We start from the raw sequence: 18900 nt of genomic DNA, 5'->3' as shown, positions 1-18900 counted from the left end.
GCCACTGGCTACCGACACCGTGAGGTGTCGGGATGGGCGAACAGGAGTCAGCAGAGGCCATATTAGGCTCTCTAACCAAGAGCTGAAGGGCTGAACCTGTCACGAGTGGATAGTTGACCACTCTCTGATGTGTACGAGCAGAAGCCTCCCCGGAGGGCTCTCGATAACTGTATGGCGGGCCGGAAGCCCAAAGACTGTCGAAGCGCTCAGAGCACACAGGCGAGCGAATTCAGCGGAACGAAGCTCAGCCCGATAATGGGGGACAGGAACCGCCGTGGTACGGATCCGTTTGCCCGGTGGTGTGAGAGGACGGGGGAGGCGACTCCCCCTCCTACTCGATTCTGGGTATAGCGCTGGGCATGAGCTGTCCATAACCTGTGGATGAAAAAATACCATATATGCTGAAATTGATTTTCTCTTAGTCTATATATAGTATGCGTGGTGACTTTTAGAGGGGTAGAGCAAGCGCTGCGCACTACCTGAAAATTGCCGCTATGAAAAGGGGAAATAGCCATGGAAATCCAAATTTATAGCAAGCCTGCCTGTGTACAGTGTACAGCCACCTATCGCGCGCTGGATAAGCAAGGCCTTGATTACACCGTCATCGACATTACCGCCGAAACGGGTGCTCAAGCAGAAGTCGAAGCGCTGGGTTACCGCCAGCTGCCTGTCGTGGTCGTCGGTGAAGAGCACTGGTCGGGCTTCCGTCCGGACCGCATCCAAGCGTTGGCGTAATCGTCACCCATGCACGCTGCTGACGTGGAAGCCGAGCAGGCAGGTACGCTGGTCTATTTTTCCACCAAGTCAGGCAACACCCATCGCTTTATTGAAAAGCTTGGTTTAAGTGCACAGCGGCTGCCGTTACATCGTGAAGCCCCGACGCTACGCATTGAGCAGCCCTACATATTGGTTACCCCCACCTACGGAGGTGGCTCGGCCAATGGGGCTGTGCCAAAGCAGGTTATTCGGTTTTTAAATGACGAGCACAACCGACACCTCTTACGAGGTGTCATTGCTGCTGGTAATACTAATTTTGGTGACGCATACGCTTTGGCGGGGCGAATCATTGCCCAAAAGTGCCAAGTGCCGCTGCTTTATCGTTTTGAATTGTTTGGTACCGATGACGATGTCGCCAAGGTCCGCAAAGGAGTAGAAGAGTTTTGGAAACGTCAAGCTCAGTCTCTAAGAACGTAGCTGCAAAAAACTCGGCAGATCAACGCCCTGCTGCGGGAGCCACCGAGGCGCGCACGCTGGATTACCATGCGCTGAATGCGATGTTGAACCTGTACGGTGCCAACGGCGAACTGCAGTTGGATAAAGACCGCGAAGCGGCGCGCCAGTACTTCTTGCAGCACGTCAATCAGAACACCGTGTTCTTCCACTCCTTGGAAGAGAAGTTGGACTACCTGGTGGAAGAGCAGTACTACGAAGCCGACGTGCTGGCGCAGTACAGCTTTACGTTTGTCAAAGCGCTGTTCGAGCAGGCGTATGCGTACAAATTCCGCTTCCCGAGCTTCTTGGGTGCGTTCAAGTACTACACCAGCTACACGCTCAAAACCTTCGACGGCAAACGTTATCTCGAGCGGTATGAAGACCGGGTTTGCATGGTGGCGCTCACGCTAGCGCGTGGCGATGAAGCGCTGGCCAAGTCGCTAGTCGACGAGATCATCAGCGGCCGCTTCCAGCCTGCGACGCCCACCTTCCTAAACTGTGGTAAGCGCCAGCGAGGCGAGCTGGTCTCTTGCTTCTTGCTGCGTATCGAAGACAATATGGAGTCCATCGGGCGTTCCATCAACTCCGCGCTGCAGCTCTCCAAGCGTGGCGGCGGCGTGGCCTTCCTGCTCAGCAACATTCGCGAATCCGGCGCGCCGATCAAGCGTATCGAGAACCAGTCGTCGGGCATCATTCCGATCATGAAACTGCTGGAAGACGCGTTCTCCTACGCCAATCAGCTAGGTGCGCGTCAAGGTGCCGGAGCGGTCTATCTCAACGCCCACCACCCGGACATTCTGCGCTTTTTGGACACCAAGCGTGAAAACGCGGACGAAAAAATCCGCATCAAAACGCTGTCGCTGGGCGTGACCATTCCCGATATCACGTTCGAGCTGGCCAAGCGCAACGACGACATGTACCTCTTCTCGCCCTACGATGTCGAGCGCGTCTACGGCGTGCCGTTTGGCGATATCAGTGTGACCGAGAAGTACCATGAAATGGTGGCCGACGCGCGTATTCGCAAGCACAAGATCAATGCTCGCGCCTTCTTCCAAACCCTGGCCGAGCTGCAGTTCGAGTCTGGCTACCCGTATATCATGTTCGAAGATACGGTCAACCGCGCCAACCCGATTGCAGGCCGTATCAACATGAGTAACCTGTGCTCCGAGATTCTGCAGGTCAACACGCCGACCGAGTACGACGACGACTTGGGCTACCGTCAGGTAGGACAAGATATCTCTTGTAACCTCGGCTCGATGAACATCGCCAAGGTGATGGATTCCGGTGATATCGGCACCAGCGTCGAGATCGCCATTCGCGGTCTGACCGCCGTGTCTGAAATGAGTAATCTGCGCAGCGTTCCCTCCATCGCCGAGGGTAATGCCAAATCGCGCGCCATCGGTCTTGGCCAGATGAACCTGCATGGCTTCCTGGCTCGCGAGCATATTTATTACGGCTCAGAAGAAGGGTTGGACTTCACGAACCTGTACTTCTACTGCGTTGCCTTCCATGCCATTCGTGCGTCGAACCAGTTGGCCATCGAACACGGTGAGACCTTTGCCGGGTTCGCAGACTCTACCTATGCATCGGGTACGTTCTTCGATAAGTACACCGACCAGGCGTGGCTGCCGCGTACCGAGAAAGTCCGTCAGCTTTTCGAGCGCAGCGGTATTGCATTGCCCACGCAAGACGATTGGCAAGCGCTGAAAGCCTCGGTGATGGCGCACGGCCTATACAACCGTAACCTTCAAGCGGTACCGCCGACTGGTTCTATCTCGTACATCAACCACTCCACCTCCAGCATTCACCCGGTGGCGGCGAAGATCGAGATCCGTAAAGAGGGCAAGCTGGGTCGCGTTTACTACCCAGCGCCATTCTTGAACGAAGCGAATTTCGATTACTTCCAGGATGCTTACGAAATCGGTCCTGAAAAAATTATCGATACCTACGCGGAGGCGTCCAAGCACGTTGACCAAGGCCTCTCGTTGACGCTGTTCTTCCCGGATACAGCCACCACGCGGGATATCAACAAGGCGCAAATTTACGCATGGCGTAAAGGTATTAAGACGCTTTACTACATTCGCTTACGCCAAAGTGCGCTTGAGGGCACCGAGGTAGAGGGTTGCGTCTCCTGTACGCTGTAACCTCGGATACGCTTTTAAGAAGATGTTTGTGAGAGAACTCTGATGACGATGATGCAACGTTTGTCGCGAGTGAATGCGATTAACTGGAACCGCCTTCAAGACGATAAAGACCTTGAGGTATGGAACCGTCTGACCAGTAACTTCTGGTTGCCGGAAAAAGTGCCGCTCTCTAATGATATTCAGTCGTGGAACACGCTGACGCAGCAAGAGAAGCAGCTTACTATCCGCGTATTTACGGGTCTGACGCTGCTGGACACCATTCAAAGCAGCGTGGGTGCGCCTGTGCTGATGGAAGATGCCCGCACTCCTCATGAAGAAGCGGTATACACCAATATCGCCTTTATGGAATCTGTGCATGCGCGCTCCTACAGCTCGATTTTCTCGACGCTGTGTGCAACGCGTGATGTAGACGACGCGTTCCGCTGGAGTGAGGAGAATCCGACGCTACAGATGAAGTCGGAGCTCATCCTGAAGCGCTACCGCTCCGACGATCCGCTGATGCGCAAGGTGGCGAGCGTTTTCCTGGAGTCGTTCCTGTTCTACTCCGGCTTCTACTTGCCCATGTACTGGTCCAGTCATGCCAAGCTGACCAACACGGCCGACCTGATTCGTTTGATCATTCGCGATGAAGCGGTGCATGGTTACTACGTGGGCTACAAATTCCAGCAGGCGCTGGCAGAAGAGACGCCCGAGCGACAGCAGGAAGTCAAAGATTACGCTTACGAGCTGCTGCTGGAGCTTTACGACAACGAAGTTCGCTACACCGAGTCGCTGTATGATGAAGTGGGTCTGTCGGAAGATGTGAAGAAATTCCTTCACTACAACGCCAACAAAGCCCTGATGAACTTGGGCTTTGAGCCGCTGTTCCCCAGCAGCGTGACGGACGTTGACCCGACGATCATGGCCGCACTGTCACCCAGCGCGGATGAGAACCACGACTTCTTCTCAGGGTCTGGCTCTTCCTATGTCATTGGTAAAGCGGTCGCCACAGAAGACGACGACTGGGCGTTTTAAGCACTGCTGTCGTTACGTTCTCTACGGGAGCTTATGGCTCCCGTTTTTTATGCGCGCAACTCCCGCCAGACTGTTGGTGGATGTTAATGATAAATATTGTCATTTATTCTATTAGTGTTACGCTATACACTGCACGCGTTAAACGCAAATCGTTCTTATACCTAATGAGTTTTAGCGCGCCGTTCGTGAGGGCGCGTTAAGCAGTGACGGAGACATAACGTGCTGAAAAGGCCTTTCTTTGCCTTGCGTGGGTGCTGGCTTGCCGGAGTGCTGGCCAGCGGTACGCTGATGGCAAGTGATGAGACAATGGATCAAGCGGCCCAAAGTGTCGAGGCCCAGCAAACCCAGTCTGAACTGCAGCAGCAAATTAACAGCGCGGATGAAGCTACGCGTTCCGCCATTGAAGAGTTGCGCCGCCTAGAGCGGGAAACCCGCCAGATGGAAACTACTAACGCAACGCTCAGTAGCCGCCTGGCTAGCGAAGCCGAGCGCCAGCAGCGATTAAGCCAAGCGCTTGATACGTTAAGCGATACCCGTGATGCGCTGCCCATGATTGAGCAGGACATGGCCGAGCAGCTAGCCCGTTGGATCGAGTCAGATCTACCTTTCTTAACCGATGAACGCCTCGCCCGGGTGGAATCCGCCGGTAATCCCGAGGCAGGCAGCGCTGAACGCATTGCCAGCTTGCTCGAAGCCTGGCGCGCTGAGCTGGCCTATGGCCGTGAAGTGGATAGTTGGCGAGGCCGGTTGGTGATGGAGGGAGCGTCGCCAAGAGAGGTGGAGTACCTGCGCATTGGCCGTATTGGCTTTTACTACCTGACGCCCGATGGTCGCGAAGGTGGCGTATGGGATAAAGAGAGCGGTGAATGGCTGGCGTTAGACGAACCCGCTCGCCGTCAGGTACGCAACGGCCTGCGCATCGTTAATGATCAGCGCACGCCGGAGCTTCTGCAACTACCACTTTCTATTACTGCCAATGACCAAGGGGGCCAGCCATGAGTCTATTCTCTCGCCCAAAAGCATGGCTTTGCCTAACGTTACTGGTTGGCACATTAACGAGCAGCGCTGCCATGGCCCAAAGCGATGAACTTGGGTCGCTAAGGGAGGCCCGAGAGGCTGCCCAAGCGCGTGATCAGGCGCGGCTGCAGTCATTCTTAGAAGATCAAGATGGCCTGGAAGCCGCCTTGGAGGAAGCACGCGCTGCCCATGAGGCGGCTGAAGAAGAGCAGGCAGCCCTTGAAGCGCAGCAGGATGAGCAAAGCGAGCAGGCCCAAGCGCTTGCCCAGCGGCAAGAGGAGCAGGGAGAAGCGTTAACCTCATTGCTAGCAGATCTTGCCCGTCACAGTGAAGAAATTCGCAATGATCTAGGCGGCGATAGCTGGCTAACGCTAGAGGCAGATGCGCTGCCGCCGCGCCTTAATGATGTCGACGTTCTGGAGCGCTCACAAATTGAGGCCGTGGTGGATAGCCTGGCAACACTCACTGTGAATACCGGTCGTGCCGAGCGTCTCGAGCTGCCGGTGGCGGATGCAAGCGGCGACATAGAGTCACATAGCGTCGTGCGGCTGGGTGATTTTGCTGCCTTTACCGAGTCTGCGCTGCTTAGAAAGGGGCAAGACGCAGAGAGCAGCCTCGCCGAAGTGCCGCGCACGCCAACAGCAATCAGCGACCTGTTAGCGGCTTACCATCAGGGCGAGAGCCGTGAATTTGCCATTGACCCCACGCAAGGCAGTGTTCTGGAAGCGTTGGCGCAACAGCCCACGCTCTGGGAGCGCTTTCAGCAAGGAGGCTACGTCGGTTACGTCGTTGTCGTGCTCGGTGGTATCGGGCTGCTGGTTGCGTTAGCTCAGTATATTTACCTACTGACGGTGAGTGCGCGTGTGCGCCGCCAGCGCCAAAACTTGGATCAGCCAAGCAAAGATAATCCGCTTGGTCGCGTGTTAGAACGCTTTAAAGAGATGGATAAGCACCAAACGCCAGAAGCGCTCGAAGCGAGGCTAGATGAGGCGGTGCTGGCCGAGTTGCCGAAGATTGAGCGTGGTCAGCCTATCGTTAAATTACTGGCCGCCATTGCACCTCTGCTGGGGCTACTGGGTACCGTGACAGGCATGATCGTGACCTTCCAAGCCATTACGGTATTTGGAACGGGCGACCCGCAGCTAATGGCTGGTGGTATCAGCCAGGCGTTGGTGACCACTGTGCTGGGCTTGGTAACCGCTGTGCCGCTGCTGTTTGCCCAAACGGCACTCTCTAGTCGCAGCCGTTTTATTACTCAGGTGATTGAAGGCGAAGCCAGCGCCACGTTGGCCGACCATCTGGAAGCGCAGTTCACTCTTTCTGGGCAAACGGTGAACTAGCATGCCGACCTTACCCCTTTGGCTAGAGCCAGTAGAGCGGCTGTTAGAGGCGGGCGGCGCTGTGCTAGTCGTGCTTGCGCTGGTGGCGGTGGTGGTGTTCGCCATGGCGATTGAGCGCTGGTGGTACTACCGTATCAGTTGGCGGCGCGCGCGCCATGAACTGGTTCGTCGCTGGGCAGCCCGAAGCGACCACCGCAGTTGGAGTGCGCGTACGCTACGTCATGTATGGAGTGCGGCCTTGGTAGCCAAGCTTCGCCGCCCACTGCCCTGGATCAAACTGCTGGTGGTGCTCTGTCCGCTATTGGGGCTGTTGGGCACCGTCACCGGTATGATCGCCGTTTTTGATAGCCTTTCGATGAGTGATACCCACCAAGCCAGGGCCATGGCCGATGGCGTTGCCCGGGCAACGCTGCCTACCTTAACGGGAATGGCCATTGCGGTCGTGGGTATGCTGTTTATTAGCCGTTTAGAGCACGTTATCCGTCGCGAAGACCAGCGTTTGCATGACCGCTTAGCGCGTGCCTTGGAGGAGAGTGATGCGTAGACGCCGTTCTATAGAGGCTGCCGACGACAGCAATGAGGTGAACTTAACGCCGATGCTGGATGTGGTGTTCATTATGCTGATCTTCTTTATCGTCACGACCAGCTTTATCAAGGAGAGCGGGGTGGAGATTGACCGCCCCGAAGCGTCGGCGGCCACACCCCGCCCCGATGCTCAGGTGCTGATTGCTGTCACGCCGGAAGGAGCGGTATGGGTAGATGGCCAGCCGGTAGATCTACATCGTGTTGGCCAGCAGGTGGCCGGAATGCTCAGTGGTGAAGGGTCGGTGGTTATTCAAGCCGATCGAGAGTCCACCACGGGTGTGCTGATTGAGGTTATGGATCGTCTCCAGCAGGCAGGGGTCGAGCAGGTCGCCGTGGCAGCGAGCCGGAGCGCGCCATGATGCGTCATGCGTTGTCGATGCTAGGCGGTATTGCCCTGGCCGTTGGACTCTTCTGGATGCTGGCGCTGCTGGTGGCACCACCTGAACAGCAAGTCGATGAGCCCATTATGACGATGTCCATGACCATGGTGGAAGCACCGGAGGTGGCGCCCGAACAGGAGGCACCGCCTCCCGCGCCTGCGCAAGCAGCACCCGCGCCTCCGCCCATGCCGACTCCCGCGCCTGCACCAGTGGCCACCAGTACGATTGCGTTGCCCGAGGTAGAGCTGCCTGACGCGCCGGTAGAGCCCGTCGAGTTAGAAAGCGAGCTGCCCGAGCTGACCGAGGCTCAGCCCGAACCCACACCGCAACCACAGCCAGCTCCTGAACCTGCGCCGGAACCCTCGCCCGAGCCAGCAGAAACGGCAGCGCCATCCCCTGAGCCCGCCGCTGCCCAGCGCGACGCAGCACCGGCCGCTGAGCCTGCGCCCTCCAATGAACCGGTGAGCGTTGGGCAGGTGGCGCCGACGAATCGCGTTAACCCGTCGTATCCACCCCGTGCTCAGCGTCGTGGCATGGAGGGGTTTGTGGAGGTGGAGTTCGTCATTCAGCGTAACGGTAGTGTCGACGGTAGCTCTATTCGGGTGACCAATGCCCAGCCTCGTCGGGTCTTCGAAGACGCCGCCCGCGAAGCGATTGCGCGTTGGCAGTTCGAACCCAGCCAGCAGCTACGTCGCGCCACCCAGCGTATTGAGTTCCAGTTAAGGTAGCGGTGACATGTCTCGTAGAGAAAAATCGCCAAGCAGGCCAGTGAACGATATTAGCCGGGGGAAGGGGATGCAGCGTTGGGTCGCCATCATGTTACTGAGCGCTATGAGCGCTACTGCCGTGGCCAATGAGCCGCTGCCCGGTGACATTATTCAAGACCTGAACGGGTTGCAAAGCCAGTTAGCAAGCCAAGCAAGCGGTTCGGCAGATCCAGAGGTGTTAAGCCGTATTATTAGCCATGCGCGTTCCCAGTCTGAGCGGCTGGCTGGCGGTAACCGGGCCGACCAGTGGGCCAGCGCGCTTTATCACCAGTTAGCGGCAAGCGCCCTTGTGCGCCGGGGGGAAAACCTTGCGGCCGCCGATGAATTGGCCAGCGCTCGCCAACGCCCGAGCGTTCCCGATAGCCAGGTACGCCGCTGGCTGCGCGATGAGGCGTTGCTGCGCCGTGCAGCCGGAGAGCGTGATGAGGCCATTGCTCTGTTCGAACAGTGGTTGTCAGAGTCCTCGGGCAATGAGCGTTACGCAGAAACGGCGTGGCTGTTGGTGCGAATGCTGGCCGAAGAGGAGCGCTGGGAGGCTGCGTTAGAGTGGCTGGTGCCGCTGCTAGAGCAAGGGGATCTCAGCGCTGAACAACAAACGCTCACGAATGTTGTGCTACGGCACACAGGAGAGAATGAGCAGGCGCTAAGTTGGCTGTTGAAGGGCTTAAACGCTGAGAGCGAAGCCGATGCATGGCGTCAGGCAGCCGGGCTTGCCCAGCAGGCAGGCCAGTTGGGCGTAGCAGCCGCCGTCTGGGAGGCGGCGTGGCAGTTAGGCAAGCTCTCGACCCCAGATGAGCGCCTTACTCTTATCCAGCTTCATCTAGCAGGCGGGACCCCCGCTCGTGCCGCGGAGCATTTAGAGGCAGCGCTTGAGACAGGCGAGCTTCCTAGCAACGAAGAGACGTTGCGCTTGCGAGCGACGGCCTGGCAGCAGGCGAAACATATTGATAATGCCTTGGGCGCTTGGCAAGCGCTCGCTGAAGTAACGCAATCAGCCGATGACTGGCGCCTGCTGGGTCAACTTGCTTATGGGTGGGGGAGAAATGAGCAAGCAGAGGTGGCGCTTACAACCGCTGCTAATCTTGGGGATACCCAAGCGGAAGAGTGGCTGGCCAATTTTCGTTGATAAGAAAAGCCCCTTCGCTAAACAAGGGGCAGGCTGTTTTCTTGTTACTGAATTTTCTTGCTAATTGCTTCACATACTACTGAGTAACAGGGAGCGTTAATGTAAAGTCGCTCCAGGTTGGGGCGTGGTCGGAGGGGCGCTCCATACCGCGTAGCGGGTAATCGATGCCTGCGCCTGTCACGCACTCGGCCAAAGGCTTTGAAACGAGAATGTAGTCGATACGCAGGCCGCGCTTTGGCTCTCGATCAAACCCTTTAGAACGGTAGTCAAACCAACTGAACCACTCGCTGTTATTAGGGTGGCACAGCCGGTAGCTGTCGCTAAGCCCCCACGCTTTAATGCCTTCCAGCCACTCACGCTCAATGGGCTGGAAGCTGGTTTTACCTTCGCGTAGCCAGCGTTTACGGTTGGCTTCGCCAATGCCTATATCCTGGTCTTCCGGTGAGATATTAAAATCACCCATGACCGCCAGCCGCTCTTCAGGAGCATGCTGGGTATTAAGCAGGTGTGCGAGCTGTTGATAAAAGCGTGCTTTGTGCGGAAACTTGGTGGGGTGATCAATGCTCTCGCCTTGCGGAAAGTAGCCGTTCCACACAGTGACCGCTTCGCCATCGTCGGCGAGAAGCTTGACGCCAATCATGCGGCGCTGCGCATCCTCTTCATCATCAGGAAAGCCGTAAAACACCGCCTGCGGCTGTTGGCGGCACAGTAACGCAACGCCGTAATGCCCTTTCTGGCCATAATAGAAGACGTGATAGCCCATGGCTTCTACGTCAGCCACGGGGAATTCACTATCCTGCACTTTGGTTTCTTGTAGGCCAATGACATCAGGTTGTTGAGTGTCGATCAGCGCTTGAAGCTGATGTAGCCGTGCCCGAATGCCATTGATATTAAACGACACCAAACGCATTACGAAGGGTCTCCTGATGAGTTGTCGCCCCCTTTGTCAGGGTGAATCGCAATCGGCTGACCGCTTTGCTGGCGCGCTAGTTTACGCACGGCTTGTAGTTTGCGCTGCTGCTGCTTTTTAGCCACAAAGCGGCGCGATGAGGTCACCTGCTCAGGGTTCTCATGGCGCCACTTTTTATAATCTTTGCGGCGACCAGTGCGGATAGTCACTTTATCCGCTAATGAACGAGTCTTTTTCTTACGCGTCATGTCGCGCTCCTTGGGTTAATGTATGCCTCATTCTAACAGGCAAGCGTGCTCCTTCGACAGCAGGGCGCGCTCTTATCGCCAACCCCTGGTACAATGCGCACTTCGTGATGCCTAACCTCCACAGCAATGGACAGATACACAGCCTATGAGCGAGTCGGAACAGACCACAGCATCGGCCCAGAACCGCAAGCCTAAACGTCGTCGTCGGAAACCGCGTCGTCGTCAGTCGAACTGGGATCTTCGTCAGTTTCAGGTGCCCGCCGTTGCCGGCAAGTGGCGCTTCCATGACTTTGATCTGCCGCTGCCTCTAATGCGCGCTATTCATGCCCAAGGGTTTGAGTACTGCACGCCCATTCAGGCGGAAGCACTGCGCCACACGCTGTTAGGTGGCGATATTGTCGGTAAAGCGCAAACGGGCACCGGGAAAACCGCCGCCTTTTTGATCTCCGTGTTGGCCTATTTTCTCGAAGAGCCCACACCGGAGGGCCAAAAGCCGGGGGCTCCCCGCGCGCTGATCATCGCGCCGACCCGTGAGCTGGCGCTGCAAATCGAGAAAGACGCCAAGGCGCTTGCGCGCTTTACTCAGCTTAATGTCGCCAGTGTCGTCGGCGGCATGGATTATCAAAAACAGCGCGATAGCCTGAGCAAGAAGATCGATATCCTGGTCGCCACGCCTGGACGCCTGCTGGACTTCCATCAGAAGCGTGATATCGACCTCTCTGAAACCGAAGTGCTGGTGCTCGACGAAGCGGATCGTATGCTCTCCATGGGGTTCATCCCCGACGTGAAGCGCATTGTTCGCTACACGCCGAAAAAAGAGGAGCGCCAAACGTTCCTGTTCTCGGCCACTTTCACCGACGATATTCTCAATCTGGCGAGCCAATGGACGCTTGATCCGGCGCATGTCGAGATCGAAGTGACCGTTGAGAATCAGGCGGATATCGACCAGCGTGTCTATCTTGTCTCCGATGACGATAAGCAGCGGCTGCTGGTGAAGCTACTGGAGCAGGAGAGCTTTGAGCGCGTCATGGTCTTCGGTAACCGCCGTGATTTGGTGCGCAAGCTTGACGATCTGCTGAAAAAAGCGGGTGTCAGCGCGGCTATGCTGTCCGGCGATGTGCCTCAAAACCAGCGTATTAAAACGCTGGAAAGCTTCCGCGAGGGAGAGATTCAGGTGCTGGTCGCCACCGATGTCGCGGGTCGCGGTATCCATATTGAAGACGTCAGTCACGTTATCAACTACACGCTGCCAGAAGACCCTGAAGATTACGTCCACCGTATTGGCCGTACTGGCCGCGCGGGCGCCAAAGGGGTCTCCATCAGCTTTGTTGGTGAAGAAGACGCCTTCTCACTGCCAGAGATTGAGCGCTACATTAACGGTAAGCTGCCCTGCGAACATCCGCCGGAAGGCATGCTGTAACGGGCATGCTGGATAACGCGCTTAAAAACGATATTCAGCAAGCCTACCGTAACGTGGTGGAAAAGCTAGGGCTGACACCACGCTACGGGCAGCGCTTAATGATTGCTGAAATCGCCCGCACCCTAGGTGATATCGAGTGCGACAGCGAGGGAAAGCGCGTTAGCGATAGCCACGTTTGCGTGCTGGAAGCCGGTACCGGCACGGGCAAGACGCTGGCTTATCTCATTGCGGGGCTGCCTATAGCCAAGGCACAAGGCAAACGGCTCATTGTCTCCACGGCCACCGTTGCCCTTCAAGAGCAAGTGTTGAATCAAGACCTGCCGTCGCTGGCTAGCCATAGCGGTGTTGCCTTTCGCTATGCGCTAGCGAAAGGTCGCGGCCGTTACGTCTGCGTGGCGCGGCTGGATCAAGCGCTGGAGGGTAGTGAGCCCAACCCAACCCTTTCGCTGTTCGAGCAATCCCTTCAAGCTGATAGCAGCGACTTTAACGTACTGGCCACCGATATGGCGGAGGCCTACGGTAAAGGCGAGTGGGAAGGCGATCGCGATACCTGGCCGGTGTCTATCGAAGACAGCCACTGGCGTCAGCTGACGGTGGATCATCGCCAGTGCACCGGTCGCCGTTGCGGGCATTTTGGTGCCTGCGCCTTTTTCCGCTCTCGTCGAGAGTTGGAAAATGCGGATGTTATCGTTGCTAACCACGACCTCGTGCTGGCGGATCTTGCCCTTGGGGGTGGTGCGATTCTGCCAGATCCTGCCGACTGCATCTTTATTTTCGATGAAGGTCACCACCTGCCGGATAAGGCGCTGTCCCATTTCGCCCACCGCTTTGCGGTGCACGGCTGTCTGCGCTGGCTAAAAACCCTGAAAAGTAGTTTGACGGATTTGAACCAGGGCCTGGCGGTACAGCCCACCATTGCTCGCTTACTGGCAGGGCTGCCTGAGCTGCTGCATAGCTTGGAGCCTGCGCTGGGTGACGTGTTTAGCATGGGGCATCAGCTGGCAGGGCGTGAAAATGGTCTGGCAGATGAAGAGGCGACCCATCAGCAGCGTTTTGAAAAAGGCCAAGTGCCCGAGGCGCTGCGCGAACAGGCGCAGCAGCTGCTAGTCATGTTTGCCACCCTGTCGAGAAGTCTAGAAAGCATTAGCGATATTCTGCGCGAAAGCCTGGACCCGGATAAACAGACCGGCCTGGACCGTGACCAGGCGGAAACGTGGCTGCCTCTAATAGCGTTGCTCCATGGTCGCGCCCTGGAGGCTCATGCGCTGTGGCAAGCGTTTAGTGAACAGGATGCCGCCAATGCGCCACCCAGCGCACGGTGGATAACGCTCAGTCGTGTGGCGGGCGAACCAGAGATTGAGTTCTCAGCAAGCCCGGTTTCTGCAGCGCACACGCTTGCCAAGCACCTATGGGGGCGCTGCCACGGGGCGGTTGTCACTTCGGCAACGCTCACGGCGCTTGGCCGTTTTGAGCGCCTGCAGGAGCGGGCTGGTTTAGCTAACCGCTACCGTTATCAGGCGCTTCCTAGCCCGTTTGATTACGCCAATGCGGTTCTGCGGGTGCCCGCAGAGGCAACGGACCCCAGTGACCGGGATGCCCATGAGAACGCCATTGTGCGCTTTGTGTCGCAGCTAGGTGAGGAGGAGGCGGTACTGGTGCTGTTTTCCTCTCGCGCTCAGCTACGTGCGGTGGAAAAGGCTCTGCCTGCTGCGGCAAAAGAGCGCATCTTGGCGCAAGACGCGCTGCCCAAACGAGAACTCATCGAGCGACACAGAGCGGCGGTGGATAGCGGTAAGGGCAGCGTGATTTTCGGCTTAGCTAGCTTTGCCGAGGGTATCGATTTGCCGGGGGATTATCTCACCCACGTGGTGATTACCCGGCTGCCGTTTGCGGTGCCGGATGACCCTGTTGGGGCAACGCTTGCCGAATGGATCGAGAGCCAGGGCGGTAACCCGTTTATGCGCATTAGCGTACCGGATGCTTCGATTAAACTGGTGCAGGCGTGTGGTCGTTTAATCCGTAAAGAGAACGATCGGGGAGTCATTACGCTGCTGGATCGGCGGGTGATTACGCGCCGCTATGGCCAGGCGCTATTAGATGCGTTGCCGCCTTTCAGGCGCGATATACAGGCATAGGTGATAGGGGCGTTAGGTTCTGGCAATAAAAAACGCCCGCTAAGCAGCGCTCAGCGGGACGTTTTTGAGAGCGGTGGCTCGTTACGCGATGCGTTTCGCCAGTACCGATGCTAGTTTCTCGTTCATACGGGTGAACGTTTCCACTGTGGTGTCCCAGTCGATGCAGGCATCGGTGATCGATACGCCGTACTGCAGCTGGCTTAAGTCTGCAGGCACTTTTTGATTGCCCCAGCCAATGTTGGATTCCACCATCAGGCCGATAATCGAGGTATTGCCTTCGAGAATCTGGTTGGTCACGTTTTCCAGTACCAGTGGCTGCAGCGCGGCATCTTTATTCGAGTTTGCGTGTGAGCAGTCGATCATGATGTTGGCAGAGAGATTAGATTTTTTAAGCTCTTTCTCTGCCAGGGCAACACTCACGCTATCATAGTTGGGCTTACCATTGCCGCCGCGCAGGACCACGTGGCCATAGGCGTTGCCGCGGGTGCGGATAATCGCCACTTGGCCTGCCTGGTTGATGCCCAGGAAGTTGTGCGGGTTAGCGACAGATTGCAGTGCGTTAATCGCCACATCCAGACTACCATCGGTGCCGTTTTTAAAGCCAACCGGGCAGGAGAGGCCGGAGGCCATTTCACGGTGAGTCTGTGACTCGGTGGTGCGGGCACCAATGGCTGACCAACTAATGCAGTCCTGCAGGTACTGCGGAGAGATGGGGTCAAGCGCTTCAGTAGCTAGCGGCAGACCCATTTCGGCTAAATCGACCAGCAGTTTGCGGGCAATGTGCAGGCCTTCGTCAATTTCGAAAGAGTCGTTCAGGTGCGGGTCGTTAATTAACCCTTTCCAGCCCACGGTCGTCCGCGGCTTTTCGAAATAGACACGCATCACGATATAGAGGCTGTCGCTCACTTGATCAGCCAGAGTGCGCAGGCGGCGGGCATAATCAAGCGCTGCTTCAACGTCGTGAATAGAGCAGGGGCCAACGACCACGAGCAAACGCGGATCTTTGCCATCTAGAATGTTTTGGATGGTCTGACGGCCTTCGATAACCGAACGCTCGGCGCTTTCCGTTAAGGGGATAGCGTTTTTCAGTGCTTCTGGGGTGGTAAGAACATCCTGTGCAAGGACGTTAAGGTTACTAACCTGTTGATCTGACATCTTGCTACCTGTGCGTTCGCGATGGGCTAAAAGTGGCCACTACTATGGCGCGTCACGGTGGTAAAAATCAATTGTTACGGAACTTTGCATTAAGGAAAAATGTCAGCCTCAGGGTTTTAACTAGAGGGGGCAAGCGCTTGATGCGCTGCTAAGAACGCGTAACACTAGACGATATTGGTGTTTAGCAATTCAACGCGTGCAACATAACCAAGGGGGCAGGTGGAGCTTTGCCTGTTAATTTCCTCCATGATGATTAACTTATGCCCAAGGGACGCTATGCTGCTTGCTGTGAAGGTCCGGCTTACAGGACGAAAAAGACACAAAGCTCGACGTAAAACGTTCGAGCAGAAGGAGCGTGTGAATGGGCACTCGTGAAACAGACCAACAGCTGGTTGAACGTGCTCAGAAAGGCGATACACGCGCTTTTGATCTGCTGGTGAAAAAATATCAGCATAAAATCATTGGCTTGATTGGACGCTACGTCCACGACCATGCAGAAGTGCAGGACGTAGCGCAGGAAGCTTTTATCAAGGCGTACCGTGCGCTGGGTAAATTTCGCGCAGAGAGCGCGTTTTACACCTGGATGTATCGCATTGCGATTAACACGGCGAAAAACCACTTGGTATCTCGTGGACGTCGGCCGCCAGGTAGCGATTTAGATATTGTCGACGCTGAAATTCTTGATCAGAGCGGTCGCTTGGCGGACTCAGAGTCGCCAGAAGCATCTATTGCTCGGGATCAACTTGAGGCGGCGGTATATGAAGCGATTGAGAAACTGCCAGATGATTTACGCACCGCTATTATGCTGCGTGAGCTGGACGGCTTAGCCTACGAGGATATTGCCCAAGTGATGCAGTGTCCGGTGGGCACCGTCCGCTCGCGAATTTTTCGCGCTCGGGAAGCGGTTGATGAGCATATTCGTCCGCTAGTCACTACGGCGCGTAACAGCCGCGATGACTAAGCCGCTGACTAATCAAAGTAGTGCTTTGGTCACAGTCATTTACGTTTTTGCTTTTTTTGTGAACTGTCTGGCAAGTGAGGCGTCATACAGGTTATCTAGCTTTAACGAGTTGAGCCGCCGACAGCTACCGTAATGCTATCTGTCTGTCAGTGATTAGCATTATGCAAACGGTAATTTGTAATAGGGTCTTGGCCTGCGAGGTTTTGCGGTTAAAGCACGCGCTAGCCGTGTGGCCGCTGAGCTTCTTCTAACACAGTGTGAGGGTGTGAAGTATGAGTCAAAGCACACGGGAATCACTTTCAGCATTAATGGACAGTGAGAGTGACGAGCTTGAATTGCGCCGGGTGTTGAAATCTCTGCCCGATGATGCCGACGCGGCAGAAACGTGGCGTCGCTATCACTTAGCGCGCAGTATGATGCAGCGTGAGCGTGGGGTGGACGTTAGCGTAGACCTTTCTGCTGGCATTATGGCTCGCCTGCGTGAAGAACCAGCGCCTGTTATGGGTGGCGATAGCGCAGCCTCACCTGTACGGGCAGGTGGAATATCGTTTGCTCGTGGTGCCGGTGTCGCTGCTGCGGTGTCGTTGATGGTCATTACGGGCGTTCAATTCTTTAATGGTAACGCTTCTACCGGTGGTGCTCAGCCCGCGAGTAATACAGTGGCTTCGCAGAATAGCGCTGGAGCTCAGGTGCAGCCGGTAAATTTGGCAGCATCACAACCTGCCGCTATGACGGCTTCTGACATGCCTATGTTTGAACCTACACCATTTCGCATTAATGGTCAGTCGGGCAACAGCGGCTTAATGAATATTAGCGAAGCTGGGTTTTCTGCCCCCGTTGCTCCGCAAGGCATGATGGCACAGCAAGCGACGACGATTGATGTTGATCAATTGCGCATGCTTCAGTCCTACCTAGAGCAACATGCGCAGGGTGCTGCAACGGGCGGTGGTGACAGCTGGATGCCGCTGATGCGCTCAGCAGTGACAGAACCACTGGGTCAGCGTTAAGCAAGGCGGGTCGCCGGACAACGTGATCGCTGAGTAAGGGGCTGATAGATTGGTATGGTGACTGCCAGATGTGCTTTATGGGGAGGCCGGCTTGCATTAACGTTAAGCCTGTTGAGTGCCAGCCTGCATTCCTCGTTTGTTACTGCTGATACCCCTACGGTGCTCTCCTGTGCCGAGGTTGCTGAACAGCAAACACCAGCAACCACGCAAGCATGGCTTGAGTTAGCACTGGTTGCGGGCCACTGTTATGACTTTCAGGCCCGGGCAGTCGCTATCGATGCCTTGGGTGTACGTACGCTTGCACTTTCCCACCGCATTCGTGATGGTGTTCGCCAGCAGGTCGTACAACATCTTGATGGGCCATCGGTAAGTATCGAGCGACGCTCTATTGCTGGCTATATGGCGCGCTTTACGCCAGAAGTGAACAGTGGCTTAAAAGCCTCTGAAGCTTGGGCGCAACATGTGGCTTCCTATTACGATATTTCCCTTCAAGAAGATGCCCGAGTAGCAGGGCGCGATGCAGTGCAACTGCGTTTTTCACCCCGGGATCAGCAGCGCTACTATCATGCATGGTGGGTTGATAAAGAGACCGGGCTGTTACTTAAGCATGTTATGAGTGACCGGCAAGAACGTGTGCTGGAAACCTTTCAAATTACCCAGCTTCACTCTCCTAAACTTTATGATGGCGGCGTCGCCGATGACGTGAGCGCCGAACAAGCCGATCACTCTTGGCACGCACAGTGGTTGCCAGAGGGGTTTGTTGCTCAGCCGCAAGATCCAGGGCAGCCTGTCAGCAACCAGCGGGTATATAGCGATGGGTTGGCCGCAGTCAGCCTTTTCGTTAACCCTATTGAGCAGAGCGTGTTGAAAGAAGGCGTTCACCCGCTAGGTGTTTCAACAGCAGCAGTGGCGCTGGTGTCTGAGGGTGATCAACGCTGGCAATTGATAGCCATTGGGGAGCTTCCTTCGGATATGCTGCAGCGTATTGTGCAATCTGTTCGTATTGAGCCATAGCCATGTCTACCCCTTATGCCGCCTGCGCATCGCTTTTAAGAACGGGTATCGTCGTTGGCTATACGGGTGATGGATTGACCGTTGATGTGTCGCTTAACGCTGCCTGCCAGCAGTGTGCTGAAGGGCGTGGTTGTGGTATGGGGCTGTTAGCGCGGCGCCAACAGCAGCACATCACTGTGTATCCTAAGGCGCGCGTCGCTAGCGGTGCGTCTGCTTACCCTCTTGGTAGCCAAGTTACCATTGCACTACCTAAACACGATATCAGCTATTTAGCGCTTCTGGTTTACGCGTTGCCACTCTTGGCGGCGTTGTTAGTCTCTGGAGGCGCCTCGCTGCTAGGCATTAATGAATGGTTAAGCGCAGCGCTTTTCTTTAGTGCATTGATATGCGGTGTTATTGTCCTTAAATATCTAATGCGTGGGCGGATGGAACGCTTCCGGCCGCGCTTGGTCAGTTAGTTGTTCC

At 56.1% G+C, this 18900-nt stretch carries 19 protein-coding genes; 16 read left to right on the top strand and 3 right to left on the bottom strand.

The features are described 5' to 3' along the window. The first annotated feature begins 513 nt into the window (after positions 1-513). The 10 genes from nrdH to BMY49_RS01100 all read left to right on the top strand — a co-directional run bounded on the left by nrdH (position 514) and on the right by BMY49_RS01100 (position 9585). Complete coding sequence (nrdH, locus tag BMY49_RS01145) at positions 514-735, top strand: glutaredoxin-like protein NrdH (RefSeq protein WP_058577666.1); 222 nt, start codon at positions 514-516, stop codon at positions 733-735. Positions 736-744: 9 nt separating this feature from the next. Further along, complete coding sequence (nrdI, locus tag BMY49_RS01140; protein ID WP_044630794.1) at positions 745-1194, top strand: class Ib ribonucleoside-diphosphate reductase assembly flavoprotein NrdI; 450 nt, start codon at positions 745-747, stop codon at positions 1192-1194. After that, the gene (nrdE, locus tag BMY49_RS01135; RefSeq protein WP_074210486.1) at positions 1161-3356 is read left to right on the top strand and encodes a class 1b ribonucleoside-diphosphate reductase subunit alpha; all 2196 of its coding nucleotides are present in this window, start codon (positions 1161-1163) and stop codon (positions 3354-3356) included. The genes nrdI and nrdE overlap by 34 nt, the downstream gene beginning before the upstream one ends. Positions 3357-3398: 42 nt before the next feature. Then, complete coding sequence (gene nrdF, locus BMY49_RS01130) at positions 3399-4370, top strand: class 1b ribonucleoside-diphosphate reductase subunit beta (RefSeq protein WP_044630793.1); 972 nt, start codon at positions 3399-3401, stop codon at positions 4368-4370. Positions 4371-4589: 219 nt separating this feature from the next. Continuing rightward, entirely contained in the window at positions 4590-5369 is a 780-nt protein-coding gene (locus BMY49_RS01125) for a DUF3450 domain-containing protein (RefSeq protein ID WP_074210487.1), read from the top strand. After that, entirely contained in the window at positions 5366-6727 is a 1362-nt protein-coding gene (locus tag BMY49_RS01120) for a MotA/TolQ/ExbB proton channel family protein (RefSeq protein WP_074210488.1), read from the top strand. The genes BMY49_RS01125 and BMY49_RS01120 overlap by 4 nt, the downstream gene beginning before the upstream one ends. 1 nt (position 6728) lies before the next feature. Continuing rightward, positions 6729-7271, top strand: coding sequence for a MotA/TolQ/ExbB proton channel family protein (locus tag BMY49_RS01115; RefSeq protein ID WP_044628391.1), 543 nt, complete (start codon positions 6729-6731; stop codon positions 7269-7271). After that, on the top strand, positions 7264-7671 hold the full coding sequence (locus tag BMY49_RS01110; protein WP_044628390.1) for an ExbD/TolR family protein: 408 nt from the start codon (positions 7264-7266) through the stop codon (positions 7669-7671). The genes BMY49_RS01115 and BMY49_RS01110 overlap by 8 nt, the downstream gene beginning before the upstream one ends. After that, on the top strand, positions 7668-8420 hold the full coding sequence (locus BMY49_RS01105) for an energy transducer TonB (protein ID WP_074210489.1): 753 nt from the start codon (positions 7668-7670) through the stop codon (positions 8418-8420). The genes BMY49_RS01110 and BMY49_RS01105 overlap by 4 nt, the downstream gene beginning before the upstream one ends. 40 nt (positions 8421-8460) lie before the next feature. Next, positions 8461-9585 carry a hypothetical protein gene (locus BMY49_RS01100; RefSeq protein ID WP_338061329.1) on the top strand — a complete coding sequence of 375 codons (1125 nt, stop codon included), beginning with the start codon at positions 8461-8463 and terminating at the stop codon, positions 9583-9585. 76 nt (positions 9586-9661) lie between these two features. Here the strand turns inward: BMY49_RS01100 and xthA are convergent, their stop codons facing one another. Both xthA and BMY49_RS01090 read right to left on the bottom strand, forming a co-directional pair. After that, positions 9662-10495, bottom strand: coding sequence for an exodeoxyribonuclease III (gene xthA, locus BMY49_RS01095; protein WP_054644951.1), 834 nt, complete (start codon positions 10493-10495; stop codon positions 9662-9664). After that, positions 10495-10743: a hypothetical protein gene (locus tag BMY49_RS01090; protein ID WP_044628386.1), complete on the bottom strand. Its 249-nt coding sequence runs from the start codon at positions 10741-10743 to the stop codon at positions 10495-10497. The genes xthA and BMY49_RS01090 overlap by 1 nt, the downstream gene beginning before the upstream one ends. Positions 10744-10888: 145 nt before the next feature. On the opposite strand from BMY49_RS01090, the gene rhlB reads away from it, so the two are divergent. Both rhlB and dinG read left to right on the top strand, forming a co-directional pair. After that, positions 10889-12163, top strand: coding sequence for an ATP-dependent RNA helicase RhlB (rhlB, locus tag BMY49_RS01085; protein WP_044628385.1), 1275 nt, complete (start codon positions 10889-10891; stop codon positions 12161-12163). A 5-nt stretch (positions 12164-12168) separates the two neighbouring features. After that, positions 12169-14298: an ATP-dependent DNA helicase DinG gene (gene dinG, locus BMY49_RS01080; protein WP_089674573.1), complete on the top strand. Its 2130-nt coding sequence runs from the start codon at positions 12169-12171 to the stop codon at positions 14296-14298. Between the two features lie 81 nt (positions 14299-14379). Here the strand turns inward: dinG and BMY49_RS01075 are convergent, their stop codons facing one another. Then, positions 14380-15453: a 3-deoxy-7-phosphoheptulonate synthase gene (locus BMY49_RS01075; RefSeq protein WP_044628383.1), complete on the bottom strand. Its 1074-nt coding sequence runs from the start codon at positions 15451-15453 to the stop codon at positions 14380-14382. A 361-nt stretch (positions 15454-15814) separates the two neighbouring features. On the opposite strand from BMY49_RS01075, the gene rpoE reads away from it, so the two are divergent. The 4 genes from rpoE to BMY49_RS01055 all read left to right on the top strand — a co-directional run bounded on the left by rpoE (position 15815) and on the right by BMY49_RS01055 (position 18893). After that, entirely contained in the window at positions 15815-16414 is a 600-nt protein-coding gene (gene rpoE, locus BMY49_RS01070; protein ID WP_089674571.1) for an RNA polymerase sigma factor RpoE, read from the top strand. Between the two features lie 272 nt (positions 16415-16686). Continuing rightward, positions 16687-17421, top strand: a complete 735-nt coding sequence (locus tag BMY49_RS01065) for a sigma-E factor negative regulatory protein (RefSeq protein ID WP_054640820.1) — start codon at positions 16687-16689, stop codon at positions 17419-17421. Positions 17422-17532: 111 nt separating this feature from the next. Beyond that, positions 17533-18435 carry a MucB/RseB C-terminal domain-containing protein gene (locus BMY49_RS01060; protein WP_244154875.1) on the top strand — a complete coding sequence of 301 codons (903 nt, stop codon included), beginning with the start codon at positions 17533-17535 and terminating at the stop codon, positions 18433-18435. 2 nt (positions 18436-18437) lie between these two features. After that, a complete protein-coding gene (locus BMY49_RS01055) occupies positions 18438-18893 on the top strand; it encodes a SoxR reducing system RseC family protein (RefSeq protein ID WP_044628379.1) in 456 nt (151 codons plus the stop codon). Positions 18894-18900: the final 7 nt, after the last annotated feature.

This window comes from Vreelandella aquamarina (assembly GCF_900110265.1).
Classification (GTDB): Bacteria; Pseudomonadota; Gammaproteobacteria; order Pseudomonadales; family Halomonadaceae; genus Vreelandella; species Vreelandella aquamarina.
This window is presented reverse-complemented; position numbering and strand designations above follow the sequence as displayed.